Origin of the sequence: Hymenobacter sp. UYP22 (assembly GCF_040547285.1) — a bacterium.
Classification (GTDB): domain Bacteria; phylum Bacteroidota; class Bacteroidia; order Cytophagales; family Hymenobacteraceae; genus Hymenobacter.
This window is the reverse complement of the sequence record NZ_JBEPPK010000002.1, coordinates 207,442-220,532: the sequence shown is the minus strand read 5'-3', so window position 1 is coordinate 220,532 and position 13,091 is coordinate 207,442. Positions and strand designations below refer to the sequence as shown.

General features: G+C 58.0%; 10 protein-coding genes. 1 reads left to right on the top strand and 9 read right to left on the bottom strand.

Features of this window, described 5'->3' with window-relative positions; all coding sequences use genetic code 11:
* Positions 1-100: 100 nt before the first annotated feature.
* The 6 genes from ruvA to ABIB60_RS04335 form a co-directional block, all read right to left on the bottom strand.
* Positions 101-706 (bottom strand): Holliday junction branch migration protein RuvA, encoded by a 606-nt coding sequence (ruvA, locus tag ABIB60_RS04360; protein ID WP_354577978.1) that lies wholly within the window; start codon positions 704-706, stop codon positions 101-103.
* Positions 707-939: 233 nt separating this feature from the next.
* On the bottom strand, positions 940-3,216 hold the full coding sequence (locus ABIB60_RS04355) for an NADP-dependent malic enzyme (protein ID WP_354577976.1): 2,277 nt from the start codon (positions 3,214-3,216) through the stop codon (positions 940-942).
* A gap of 154 nt (positions 3,217-3,370) precedes the next feature.
* On the bottom strand, positions 3,371-5,227 hold the full coding sequence (locus ABIB60_RS04350) for a LysM peptidoglycan-binding domain-containing protein (RefSeq protein ID WP_354577974.1): 1,857 nt from the start codon (positions 5,225-5,227) through the stop codon (positions 3,371-3,373).
* Positions 5,228-5,513: 286 nt separating this feature from the next.
* Entirely contained in the window at positions 5,514-6,953 is a 1,440-nt protein-coding gene (gene gatA, locus ABIB60_RS04345) for an Asp-tRNA(Asn)/Glu-tRNA(Gln) amidotransferase subunit GatA (RefSeq protein WP_354577973.1), read from the bottom strand.
* Between the two features lie 12 nt (positions 6,954-6,965).
* On the bottom strand, positions 6,966-7,331 hold the full coding sequence (locus tag ABIB60_RS04340; protein WP_315997015.1) for a Sec-independent protein translocase subunit TatA/TatB: 366 nt from the start codon (positions 7,329-7,331) through the stop codon (positions 6,966-6,968).
* 12 nt (positions 7,332-7,343) lie between these two features.
* Positions 7,344-7,577 carry a Sec-independent protein translocase subunit TatA/TatB gene (locus ABIB60_RS04335; protein ID WP_354577972.1) on the bottom strand — a complete coding sequence of 78 codons (234 nt, stop codon included), beginning with the start codon at positions 7,575-7,577 and terminating at the stop codon, positions 7,344-7,346.
* A 319-nt stretch (positions 7,578-7,896) separates the two neighbouring features.
* On the opposite strand from ABIB60_RS04335, the gene ABIB60_RS04330 reads away from it, so the two are divergent.
* Positions 7,897-8,853 carry a GAF domain-containing DNA-binding protein gene (locus ABIB60_RS04330; protein ID WP_354577971.1) on the top strand — a complete coding sequence of 319 codons (957 nt, stop codon included), beginning with the start codon at positions 7,897-7,899 and terminating at the stop codon, positions 8,851-8,853.
* A 267-nt stretch (positions 8,854-9,120) separates the two neighbouring features.
* On the opposite strand, the gene ABIB60_RS04325 is transcribed toward ABIB60_RS04330, so the two are convergent.
* The 3 genes from ABIB60_RS04325 to ABIB60_RS04315 are packed head-to-tail and all read right to left on the bottom strand — an operon-like array spanning position 9,121 to position 13,013.
* Positions 9,121-10,464, bottom strand: a complete 1,344-nt coding sequence (locus ABIB60_RS04325; protein WP_354577969.1) for a murein hydrolase activator EnvC family protein — start codon at positions 10,462-10,464, stop codon at positions 9,121-9,123.
* Positions 10,448-11,206, bottom strand: coding sequence for a lipoprotein insertase outer membrane protein LolB1 (gene lolB1, locus ABIB60_RS04320; RefSeq protein ID WP_354577968.1), 759 nt, complete (start codon positions 11,204-11,206; stop codon positions 10,448-10,450). The genes ABIB60_RS04325 and lolB1 overlap by 17 nt, the downstream gene beginning before the upstream one ends.
* Positions 11,199-13,013 carry a tetratricopeptide repeat protein gene (locus tag ABIB60_RS04315; RefSeq protein WP_354577967.1) on the bottom strand — a complete coding sequence of 605 codons (1,815 nt, stop codon included), beginning with the start codon at positions 13,011-13,013 and terminating at the stop codon, positions 11,199-11,201. The genes lolB1 and ABIB60_RS04315 overlap by 8 nt, the downstream gene beginning before the upstream one ends.
* Between the last annotated feature and the right edge of the window lie 78 nt (positions 13,014-13,091).

Genomic DNA, 13,091 nt, shown 5'->3' with positions numbered 1-13,091 from the left:
GGAGAGATAGGAGGCAGGCAATCAACCAAGGGACCTTCGGCAACTAGGGGCTACTGTAGCAGCCAACCAAGTGCACTCCGAAGCCGTAAGCCGATCAGACCTAATGCGACTTGAGAGCGAATTTAATCAATTCCTCCACGCTCAGGTCGTTGCCGTGCTTGTGCTGAATTTGGTCGAGGGTTTTCTCGGCCGCGGCCCGCGCAAAGCCCAGCGTAATCAGGGCTGCTAACGCTTCGCTGCGGTTGGTATTGTGCGCCTTGGCCAGCGGCACCGTATCAATGCCGGCTTTGGCTAGCAGCTCGTCTTTGCGGAGCTTGTCTTTTAGCTCCAGCACCACGCGCTGGGCAGTTTTTGGCCCCACACCCTTGATGCTCTGGATAGAGCGCACGTCCTCATTCACAATAGCCTGGCGGATTTCGCCCACCGACATGGACGATACCATCACAATACCAGTGCCCGGCCCTATGCCCGACACCGAAATCAGCTGCATAAACAGGGCCTTCTCGTTGGGGTCCAGGAAGCCGTAGAGCGTCTGCCCATCCTCCTTAATGTGCTGGTAGGTATAGAGCTTGGCCTTCTCCCCATCGGCGGGCAGCTTGGAATAGGTAGCCAGGGAAATCCGGATTTCGTAGCCGATGCCGTTTACATCCAGAATAGCTTGGGTAGGGTCTTTATAAGCGAGTTTACCGTCGACGTAGGCAATCATGCGGGGTGGTAAGGTTGAAGTGTATCAGAACCAGCAGAACAGGGGCGGGGCGGAAATTGTGCCAGTGTATTTAGTGATTCTAACAAGGTTAGCGTAGGGTTGGATCGGCTACCTAGGGCAAGTTGCGCCGAATTCGGTCGGAATCAAAACCTTGCCTCTTGGCCTGCACGCAACAGCGCCAGAACTGCACGGGGCAACTCTGGCGCTGAGGATGAAAAAAGTACGCGGGCAGACTACAGCCCCTTGCCGTCGGGCTGCTGGGCGTCTACCACCGCAATGGCGGCCATGTTCACAATTTCCCGGACGGAGGCACCCAGCTGCAGGATGTGCACCGGCTTGCGCATGCCCATCAGAATGGGCCCGATTACCTCAGCCCCGCCAATTTCCTGGATGACCTTGTAGGCAATGTTGCCGCTAATCACGTTCGGGAAGATGAGGGTGTTGGCTCCGCCGTGGGCGGCCAGCTCCGAGAAGGGATACTGTTCGCGCAGCAAATCGGGATTGAGGGCCGTATTGGCTTGCATTTCCCCGTCCAGAATCAGCTCGGGGAAACGGGCTTTGGCCAGCTCGGTGGCGCGGCGGGCCTTATCGGGCAGCTCACCAGGGTTAGAGCCAAAGTTAGAGTAGCTGATTACGGCCACCTTGGGCTCGGCATCAAAGAACTTTACCGCTCGGGCCGAGAGGCCGATAATTTCCACCATCTCCTCGGCCGTAGGGTCGATGTTCACGGTGGTATCGGCGAAGAAGAACGGGCCCTTCTTGTGCTGGATAATGTACATGGAGGCCACGCGCTTCACGCCCTCGGCCACGCCAATCACCTGCAACGAAGGCACAATGCTCTTGCCGTAATCCTTGCTGAGGCCGGTGATAAAAGCATCGGCCTCCCCGGTTTCCAGCATCATCGAGCCGAAGTAGTTCCGCTCCCGCAACAGGCGGCGGCCTTCGTAGAGCGTGGTGCCCCGGCGCTGCCGCTTCTCATAAAACAGGTTGGCAAATTCCTCGCGCTTGGCCTCCTCGTGCAGAATGTCGATGATCTGACAGCCTTCCAGGTCCAGAGAATTCTCCTGGGCAATGCGGGCAATTTTGTTGCGGTTGCCGAGCAAGATGGGCTGGGCAATGCCCTCATCGTGCAGGATCTGGGCAGCTTTGAGGATTTTGTAGGTGTCGCCCTCGGCAAATACTACGCGCTTGGGGTTGCTGCGGGCCGCCTGCGTAATACGGTTCATCAGCTTCTGGTTCACACCCAGGCGGGCGCGCAGCTCATCCTCGTAGGCAAACCAGTCGTCGATGTGGATGCGGGCCACCCCGCTTTCCATGGCGGCTTTGGCCACGGCCGGGCTCACGGCCGTAATCAGGCGCGGATCCAGGGGTTTCGGAATCAGGTAGGTACGGCCGAAGCTGAGGGTGTTGTCGCCGTAGGCCTTGTTCACCATTTCCGGCACGGCATCCTTAGCTAAGTCCGACAGGGCCTTCACGGCGGCCAGCTTCATAGCCTCATTGATTTCAGTAGCCCGCACGTCCAGCGCCCCCCGGAAAATGTAGGGGAAGCCCAGCACGTTGTTTACCTGGTTGGGATGGTCGGAGCGGCCGGTAGCCATAATGATATCGGGCCGGGTAGCCATGGCCACCTCGTAGGCAATTTCCGGGTCGGGGTTAGCCAGGGCAAACACGATGGGGTCGTGGGCCATTTTCAGCAGCAGCTCGGCCGGCAGCACGTTGGCCGCCGAAAGGCCCAGAAACACGTCAGCTCCGTCCATGGCCTCCGCCAGAGTGCTGATGGGGCGGGTGGTGGCAAACTGCAGTTGCAGCGCGGCCAAATCGGTGCGGGACGGGGTAATGATGCCGTCTTTATCGAATACCACAATGTTTTCGATGCGTAGACCCAGCGCCACGTAGAGGCGCAGGCAACTGATGGCCGCGGCACCTGCCCCGCTCACCACCATCCGGATTTCCTCAATCTTCTTACCCACCACTTCCAGCCCGTTCAGCAACGCTGCCGACGAAATAATGGCCGTGCCATGCTGGTCGTCGTGCATGAGCGGAATGTTCATTTGCTCGCGCAGGGCCGTTTCGATGCGGAAACACTCCGGGGCTTTGATATCCTCCAGGTTGATACCGCCGAACGTAGGCTCCAACGACTTCACGATGCGGATAAACTCATCGGGGTCGGTGGCATCAATTTCAATGTCGAAGCAGTCGATGCCGGCAAACTTCTTGAACAGTACGCCTTTACCTTCCATCACGGGCTTGGAAGCGTCGGGGCCGATGTTGCCCAAACCCAACACGGCCGTGCCGTTGCTGATAACGCCCACTAGGTTGCCCTTCGCCGTGTATTTATATACGTCTTCCTGGTTGGCGGCAATTGCTTTGCAGGGCTCGGCTACCCCCGGAGAATACGCCAGGGCTAAATCCAGCTGCGTACTGACGGGCTTGGTGGGAATCACCTCAATTTTGCCGGCAGGGCTCTGTGAGTGGTAGTTGAGGGCGTCCTGTTTGTTTATTTTCAGCATAAGCAAAGGCAGTGGGTAGGCTTCCAGCAGAAGAGCAAGGAAGCAAGATGGGGCAAAATCAACCCGCGTCAAAGGTACGCCCCGTTGCCCGGATAGAAAAAAGCCCCGAACCAGACTTTGGTTCGGGGCTAGTAAGGGCCCAATGAACAGGTAGTTAGCTTCTCACAATGAGTTTCTGGCCCGGCTTCACCTCGTCCGACTCCAGGTTGTTCAACTCCCGTAGCTTTTCTACTGTGAGGCCCTGGTAGCGGCGGGAGATGTTGTAAAGCGTGTCGCCGGGCTGTACCAAGTGCAGTTGGGGCGGTGGCAGCGTGGATTTCGACTTAGAAACCGGACGGGTAGCCGGGCGTTGGGCGGCTACCTCCCGGGTGGCACTAGCCAGTTCCGCAGTTGCCTCGTTCATGGCCCTGAGGTTGAGCCGCTGGCCGGGTTGCACCGTTTCACCCTTCAGGTTATTCCAAGCTTTGAGTTGGGCAATGGTGAGGCCGTGGGTGCGAGCTACTTTCTCGAGGAAGTCGCCCGACCGCACCACGTACGTGTTTGGTACCGAATCGTCTGCCGCCGGAGCCTCGGGCGCTGGTTTGCGTGCTGGCCGGGTATTGGCGGTTTTATTTACTGTAGGCTGCTTGAAAGCAGTTTCAACGGTTGTATCTTCCGCTTCGGGCTCCGGGGTGGGCTTGGGTTGGCGAATAGTGCCGGTAGGCTTTGTCCGGGCAACTGCTACGGTGGTTGACGCAACCGGCGCGGGCGCACTTTCCTGAGCGGTTAGGGGTACAAATACTACCAATTGCTTGCGTGAAGCCAGGGAGTTGCTGCGGCCCAGCTCATTCCAGCGCCGCACCTGAGCAGTACTTACAGCGTATTGCTCGGCCACGGAAGTCACCGTTTCACCCCGCTTTACGGTGTGGCGCAGGCGCCGGTAGCGCGGCTGCGCGGCAGTACGGGTGGTAGCCGCCACAGCCTTGTCGCGCGTCGGGAAAGGGTCTACCCCAGTCAGCACCACGGAGCGTAACGGAAGCATAGCCGGCAGCTCAGCCAAAGGGCGGCAGTAGTCAAACAGAGTTTCCCGGTCGACGGCGGCCAGGGTGGGGCGGGTGGCGGCCGGAAACTGTACTATGTAGGGCCGGTAACCGGCCGGTAGCCAGGGTTTGCGCAACTCCGGGTTCAGGCGGGCCAGCGCCATCGAGTCGGTGTAGCCGCAGGCCCGGGCCAGGCGCGTGAGGTCGAAAGGCCGGCCCCCCAGGTTCAGGGTATCCATGGCCTCGGCGTACTGGTAGCGCAGGGTAGGGGAGTGCAACTGGTGTTCCTTGGCGTACTTCATGGTATACATGATGGCCGTGAAAGTGGGCACGTAGTTGCGGGTTTCAGCGGGCAGGTTGGGGTGCACTTCCCAGTAGGTTTTTTTGCCGGTGCGCCGCACTACCCGCTGCATATTGCCCGCGCCCCAGTTATAGGCGGCCAGTACCATTTCCCAGTCATGAAATACACCGTAGAGGTAGCGCAGGTGTTTGCAGGCCGCCTCCGTGGCTTTTTCCGGGTTCATGCGCTCATCCACCCAGTCGTCGCGGCGCAGGCGCAGGTCGTTGGCCGTGGGGCCCATAAACTGCCAGAGGCCGGTAGCGCCCACCCGGGATTTGGCCGTCGGAATCAGGGCCGATTCCACTACGGCCAAATACTTCAGGTCGGCGGGCAGGTTGTACTTGGCCAGGTACTTCTCAAACAAGGGGAAGTAGAGGTTTTCCCGCTCCAGCACCCGTTGCGTGTAGCTGCGCTGCCGCTCGGTAAACAGCCGTACAAAAGCCAGCACGTGGTTATTAAAGGCGTGGGGCATATCCGTGTCAATGCACCCAATTCGGTCACCCACCAAGTCGCGCAGCTCGGGCGGAGTGCGCAGCCACACTAGCTTGGATGAGTCGATGGGAGCCGTTGCCAGCGAATCAGGCAGCAATTCCAGGTTCACTTGCACTGAGTCCGAGTTGCTGGGAACAGCGGGCTGCGGAATGGGTGGCAAACTGGGCTGCACTTGCGCTACCGCAGGCCGGGCTAGGGTCGAAGTGAGCAGAACAGGAAGGGCAGCACGCAGCAACGACTTTATCATCATCTACTATCAATCGGGCCAGCAGCCGGAGATACAAAACGCTGAGCATCAACCCAGCGTGTTTTCAAAAATAACGCAGAATCCCGAAAAAGCCAGCGCCATTACCAGCCAACTGCCTGGCAGGCCCTATGAACAATTCACCGGAATCGTTCAATAGAAGCCCGTCAGGCAGTTGGTAAGTACGTAGCGCTGCGCCTGGTTAAGCCTCAGCCGTGGCCAGTGTTTCGGTCACTGTGTTGGCAAATGCCAGCAAATGCTCCTCGCGGAAGGCCCCACTCAAAATCTGCAAACCAATGGGTAAGCCCTGCGAATCGGCCCCGTTCGGAACTGAAATAGCCGGCACCCCGGCCAGGGAAGCCTGCACCGTGAAGATATCAGCCAAGTACATAGCCAGCGTATCCTTGTTCACGTCGCCGATGCGGAAAGCCGTGGTAGGCGTAGTGGGCAGCACTAGGAAATCGTACTCCCGCAGCAGCTCGTCGGTTTTCTCCTTGATAAGCCGCCGCACTTTCTGCGCTTTCGTATAGTACGCGTCGTAGTAGCTGGCACTGAGTACAAACGTACCCAGCATGATGCGTCGCTGCACCTCCGGCCCAAAGCCCTGGGCCCGGGTTTTCTTGTAGAGCGACTCCAGGTCAGTAGCGTCCGGGGCCCGGTACCCAAACTTCACCCCGTCGTAGCGGCTCAGGTTGGAGCTGGCTTCGGCGGTGGTCAGGATATAGTAGGTGGGTACAATGAAGTCGAGGTAGGGGAAGTCTACGGCCTCCACCACGTGGCCCTGCCCGCGCATCTGCTCCAAGGCCTGCTCGGTGGCCGCCTTGATTTCGGGATTCAAACCCGGCCGGTCCAGACAGTCCCGGATATAGCCGATGCGGTAATGAGGAGCAGGAGCAAGCTGCTGGCTATACGCGGGCACTTCCCGCTGGCTTACGGTGCTGTCGAAGCTGTCGGCGCCGGCCATTACTTCCAGCAGCAGGGCGGCATCCTCCACCGAGCGGGTCAGCGTACCAATCTGGTCGAAGGAAGAGGCGTAGGCAATCAGGCCGTAGCGCGAAATGCGCGAATACGTGGGCTTGAAGCCCACAATACCGCAAAACGCAGCTGGCTGACGTACCGAACCGCCCGTATCGGAGCCAATGGAAGCCAGGCACATATCAGCTTGTACGGCTACTGCCGACCCTCCGGAGGAGCCGCCGGGCACGCGTTCAGGGTCTACCTCGTTGCGGGCCGGACCGAAATAAGACGTTTCATTGGATGCCCCCATGGCAAACTCGTCGCAGTTCTGGCGGCCAATCACAATGGCATCCTCGTCCAGCAGCCGCTGTACGGCCGTGCCAGTAAACAAGGATTTAAAGCCGTCGAGGATGTGGCTGCTGCTTTGCAGGGCGTGGCCTTCGTAAGCCAGCACGTCCTTCAGCCCGATAACCATACCGGCCAGCTTGCCGGCCGTACCGGCGGCCAGCTTGGCATCTACATCCTCGGCCTGAGCGCGGGCCTCATCGGGCCACACTTCCAAAAACGCGTTAAGGTGCTGCTTGCGGTGGATGTTATCCAGGTAATACTCGACGAGCTGGCGGCAGGACGTGGTGCCTGCCGCCAGCTCGTGGCGAACTTCCGTGAGGGAGTTAAAACGTCTCAAGACGAAAAGGATTTAGTTCAACTGGTCGGGGCGAGGGCGCTCGGCGGGCGTGGGCGTTACCGGAGGAGTAATGCCGCCATCCATGGGCGGTGCAACGGGCATAGCGGCCGGAGCATCGGCAACGGGAGCCTGGTAAGCAGGCTGCTGGTAGGGCTGCTGCTGAAACTGCTGCTGGTAAGGCTGCTGCGGAGCGCCGGAGTTTTCGATTTCACTACGGATTTCCCGGGAAGCATCTTTGAACTCCCGGATGCCTTTCCCCAAGCCGCGGGCCAACTCTGGAATTTTATTGGCCCCGAAGAAAATCAGGATGAACAGCACGATGACCATCAGCTCACCGCCGCCGATACCTTCCAAGAATAAAAACAAAGGAGTGTGCATGGCTACAGGGAATTAAACGCGGGGGGCGTTAGGGTCAGTGGTAGGGGGGGTAGGGTTATTAACAACCGGCCGGTCCCGGAATTCGGGGCTCTCCTCTTTGGTGGCGCTTTTAAATTCGCGCACGCCTTGCCCTACACCGCGGAACAGCTCCGGAATGCGCTTGGCCCCAAAAAGCAGAATTATAACAATGGCGACGAATATCACCGTGCGGGGGGATATCGACAGCAACAAGATGGTTGTTAGCATGAGAAAAGGCCCTGACTGGGCAAGTTTGGAGTGGCAAAGCTACTTATACGCAGCTTCGTGCGAACAAGGATTGATAAAGGTACCGCATAATTTCAAAATCAGTTCCCTTCACAATGCATCCGTCGGCCCCTATCTGACTGATAACGGGGTCTTCATCCGGAACTCATTTGGCCCGGAAAAGCCGACCTAGAAAACTCCACTATTAGGCGGGCAAATGTACTTATTCGGCGGGGTCACAAGCAAGATATCCTGATTAATACCCTATTTCGGTGTGTAGTACTGCCGGCCTCCGGTAAAAAGTATACTCACGCTTTACTAAATGTCGCCAAAACAGCTTACCGCTTCCTCCCGCACGAAACCGGCCGCCCGCCGGGCGAATGAAGCTGCCCGACTGGAAGCACTGCAGCGGTATCAGATCATGGATACCTCCCCCGAATCGGGCTTTGATGACTTGGTTCGGCTGGCTGCATTTATCTGTGAAACGCCTATTTCGCTGGTGTCCTTGCTGGATGAAGAGCGGCAATGGTTTAAGGCTAAAACCGGTTTGCCAGGTGTGGTAAGCACTCCTCGGGAACTGGCTTTCTGTCAGCATACCATTCAATCAGACGTACTGTTTGAGGTGGAAGATGCCCACGCCGACCCCTTGTTTCAGGACAACCCTATGGTAACCGGCGACCCGAACATTCGCTTTTATGCGGGTTTTCCTCTGCTCACCCCCGATGGCCAGGCAATAGGGACCATTTGCGCCATCGACCGGGTACCCCGCCGCCTGAACGCGGCCCAGCGGGAGGCCTTGCGAATTTTGGCCCGGGAAGTAGTAGCACACCTAGAGTTGCGGCGCGCGCACATTCAATTGCAGGAAGAGAAAAATAAGTTGGAAGGACTATTGCGAATGGCTAACGACAAAGCCGAAACGCTGTACCTCAACGGGGGACACAACGAGATATTCATCAAGCAGGATCATAAACTGCTCCGCGTTCAAACTACAGATATCCGCTACGTTGAAGCCTTGGGTGACTACGTGAACATTTACTCGGGGCGGGAGCGGTACACGGTATACAGCACCATGAAGGAACTGGAAGCCAAGCTACCGGCCCGGGAATTTGCTCGCGTACACCGCAAATACATTGTGCGCCTTGACCGGATCATCTCCATCGAAAGTGACGCACTGATTGTGGAAGCGGGCCGCAACCCGGATCAGGGAAACAGCCTGCTACCCGTCCCCATCGGCAATTCTTACAAATCGGCCCTCTTGGGGCGGCTAAACCTCATCTAGGGCAATATACACCGGCGGCATCCGGATTTTAATTATTCACCGAGCGAAAAAACCGATTCGGCGAATTTGAATGATCAGCTGATAGTAGCTCCCGTATCTTTCGAGCAGTTATCGGGGATTAACCCTGAAAGGCTTGGCGCACCGCTCGGTGCGCTCTGCTTTTAGGGGAGGGATTTCGGTAGCTAAGTTTGTTTTCATAGCTCAGAAAGACACCGTGCTTTGTGCGGTGTTTTTTTATGCCCTCTCTGCAAGCCTACGCCGCGTACTTTACTTGCGGCCCAGCCAGTTTTCCGGGTTCAGATTGGAGCTGTTGTGCCACACCTGAAACTGTACTTCTGAGGTGCCCTCTGCATCGGTAGATACTGTGCCGATGGGCTGGCGAGCCTGCACGGTTTGACCTTCACTTACGCTCACACTCCGCAGTTTGGCATACACCGTGAAGTAGTCGCCATGCTGCACCATTACAATGGTGTTCATGCCGGGCACGCTGGCCACAGTTAATACCTTGCCGCTGAATACGGCTCGTACAGCCTCTCCGGCACTGGTCTGGATATCAACGCCCCGGTTTTCTACCACCACATTTTTGAGTACTGGGTGGTTGTGGCGGCCAAACCGCTGGCTGATGAAGCCCCGCCCTACTGGCCAGGGCAACTGCCCCCGATTGTCGTGGAAAGAGGCAGCCAGCTCCGCCGTTTCGGGCGTGAGCGTTACCCGGTCTACCCGCTCCGCCGCCGATACGGCCGCCGCTTCCGCTTCGGCTGTGGGGCTGGTGCGGGAGGTTGCGGCCGGGCTGCGGGAAGCAGAGGCGGCCGTAGAGGAGCGGGCCGCGTTGGCCGCCGCAGCTTTACGTGCCGCCGCCCGGGCTGCCCGGGCAATTTCCTCACGCACCCGCAGGGCAATCAGGTTATCAAGGCGGCCGATGGCCTGCTGACGGGCGGCTAGCTCCTTACGCAGGGTTTCCTCCTGCTGGGTGAGCTTTACAACGACTTCGTCCTGCTGGGTTTTGAGCGTAAGCAGGTTTTTCTTCTCCGAAATCTGGTTGTTCAGCAGGCTGCCCTTCTGCTCCTGTTTCTCCTTAAGGCCTACTAGCTGGGTGCTGAGGCGCTGCTGAGTGTGGGTGATTTGGGCAGCTTGGGCCTGGCGCACTTCCGTATACTGACGAATGTAGCGCAGGCGCAGCATAAACTGGTTGAACGACTCCGAGGCAAACAGGAACATGAGCCGGTTGTAGCCGTTGGCCGTTTTGGAGCCGGCATAAATCAGGCGGGCATACTCAGCCTTGAGTTGCTCCAGGTTCTGGCGGGTTTGCTGCACCTGGCTTTCCGTCTGGCGCACATCGGTTTCAATGTAGCGCAGCTCACTGCTGATATTCTTGATAACGCCCTGCTGTACCGTCAGCTTTTCCTTCAACGCGTTCAACTGGCCCACGGAAGCCTGTTTCTGCTTTTGCGTTTGGGCCAGAATACGGCTGGTTTCCTGTACGCGCTGAAGGGTAGCGCGCCGCTCCCGCAGCAACTGAGCCTTGGTTTTGCGCTGCGCCCAGGCCGGCTCCGCTGAGAGCAGCAGAAGTACCCCAGCCGCCAGCCACCATCCGTTACTTTTTCCGTGCATATCCCTTCGGAACCGAAAACGGGAATTGTAGCCGTTCCTTATCCACGTCTACTGAGCGGTAGGTAAGCGTGACGGTAGTAGGGGCCGTTTGCCCTTGCTGCACCTGTACCAGCGTGTTATGGGCAAACTGCTGCGAGTTGCGCTCCAGGGTCCGAAAATCGGAGTATTCTACCGTGAGCTTGTTCTGGTTGGCGGGCGTTTGCACCTGCAGCTGCTGGATTCGGCCGCCCTCCAGGTTAATGAGCTGCTGTACCAAAGAGCCGGCCTGCTCATAGTTCACGCGTTGTAGGGAGCCTTCGGTGGTTACCGTGGGCTGCACCGAGGCGCTCAGCGGGGCCAAGTAGTTGCCCAGCAACATGGCCTGTATCACATCAAAATTGACGGGCACGTTCAGCCGCTGGCTTAGGTAGGCAAAGTCGCCGGAATAATACTCCTTGTGCAGCTTATCCAGCACCTGCACCGAGTCGCGGGTGATGTAGATGCGCCCGCCCTCAATGCCAATCAACGAGGCCGAAATCCAGATGACGCTGTCCTTTCGAATCCGCACGTTGATGTTGCCGCTCTGGTCGCCGAACTGGGCTTTGCCCTTGGCCGCCAAAAATCGAAAGTCTACGTTGGCAGCCCGCACAGCCTCGGGCATAGGTACTGCGGCAACTGGTTTTTTGCCGGGTAGCAGGTTGCGGGTACAGCTGCCCAGCAGCATCAGGGCGCTCAGCAGCACCAGCACATGGCGGTTACTCATACAGTTTTTTGTCTTTGATCTTCCGGTCGATAAGCGAGGAAGCTCCACCGAGTTTCTTGGCCCGTTGCCATTCGGCCAGGGCTTTATCCACTTCACCCAGCCGGAACAGTACGTCGCCGTAGTGTTCTACTACGGTAGCGTCGGTGGTGGTTTTAAGGGCTTTTTCGAGCTGCTGCCGGGCTCCGGTGTAGTCCTTTAGCCGGTACAGAACCCAGCCATACGTATCCAGGTACGTGTCGTTGTCGGGGTTCTGCTTTACCAGCTTGCCCGCCATTTCCTTAGCCCGCTCCAGCTTTTCGCCCCGCAAAGAAAGGTAGTAGCTGTAATTATTGAGCGCCTGGGCGTTGTTGGCATCAAACGTCAACGCCGCCTCATAGGCCGCGTCCGACTTTGGGTAGTCCTTGAGCTCGTGGTAAGTGTCGCCGAGCTGGGTATCAAACTGCGCCAGCAGCTCCGGGTTATCGGTGGCGAGCTTGCGCCCGTATTCCAAGGATTTTACGGCCTTGGTAGGCTGCTTATTGAGTTGGTAGCCTACGCCGTTGTAAAACCACAGAGGCGCTTGGTTCGGGAACAATTCCAGGGCCTGATTGGTATGCAGCAGAAGAGAATCTACCTGCGAGAGTTCAGCATCAATGAGTACCACTTGCTGCCAGATCTGGTAGCGGGAGTTGTCCAGGCGAATGGCCTTGAGGTAGTTGCTGCGGGCGGCGGAACGGTTGCCGCTCACCGTCTGAATGTCGCCGGCTATGGAAAAGGCTTTGGCTTCCTTGGGATGTACCCGGGTGGTAATGGCGGCCAACTCCTGCGCCGTCTGGTTGAGGTCGGGATTAGGCAGCTGCTTAATAAAGTCTACCAGGATGCGGACTTTGTTATCGATATCCAGGGATGGACTTTCAAAAGCCAGCTTCAACTGCCGCTCCGATTCCTGGCTGTTTTTCTGCTGCCGGTACACATCAGCCAGAATCATGTGGGCGCGAGGGTTATCGGGGTCCTGCTTCAGGGCCTGCTCCGCTACCCGAATGGCATCAGGTAGGCGGTTGTTGGTGGCGTACATCTGAGCCTGTGCCAGCACGTAGCGCACCTCGTCGGGGTTGGCCGTAATCAGGGCCTCGCCTTCCTGCAAGGCCTTGTCGAGGTTGTTCTGCTTGAGGTAAATCTGCTGCTTCTTGAACGACACCTCATCCAAGGGGCCAAATTTCTGCTCCGCCTGCTCAAACGTAGCCAAGGCCTCGTTCAGCTTCCCTTGAGCCATGTATAAATCGGCCAGGTTGAACAGATAAGGACCCGAGTTCGGAACAACCTTAATGAGGGTGGTGTAGGTCTGAATGGCTTCTTCGTACTGCTTCTGGGAGCTGTACACCTGGGCCAGTAGCAAGTAGTAATAGGCGTTCTGCGGGTCAAGCTTCACGGCCGCCAGCGCAAAATTGGTGGCGTCCTTGAGGTTGCCGCTCAGCAGGTTGGTTTCGGCAATCTTGTAGTTGATGGCTGCGTTGGTGGGGTTGAGGGCGTAGGCCTTTAGCAGCCGCTCCAGGGCCTTGTTATAATCTTCCAGCAGCAGAAACCGCACGCCATCCACGAAAAAGGACTCGCTCAACTCCCGGTCTTTCTCCGAGAGGTTCACGCGTTGCCGGGAAGCGGCGTCCAACGCAGCGCGGCGGGCTAGCTCCTTGCGCTCTTTCCGGCTTAGCTTACGAGGTTTCGTCGGCTCAGCCTTGGGAGCTGGCGCGGCTGGTTGTTGCTGGGCATACCCGGGCCCGGCCAGCAACAGGCCCAGCAACAACAGGAGAAAGACGCGAAATCGGCTCATTGAAAACGGTAGCGCGGACCCCAAGGCCCGCGAATTGGAAATAGGTAACCCAACCCCAACACGCTGTCAGCCCACAAA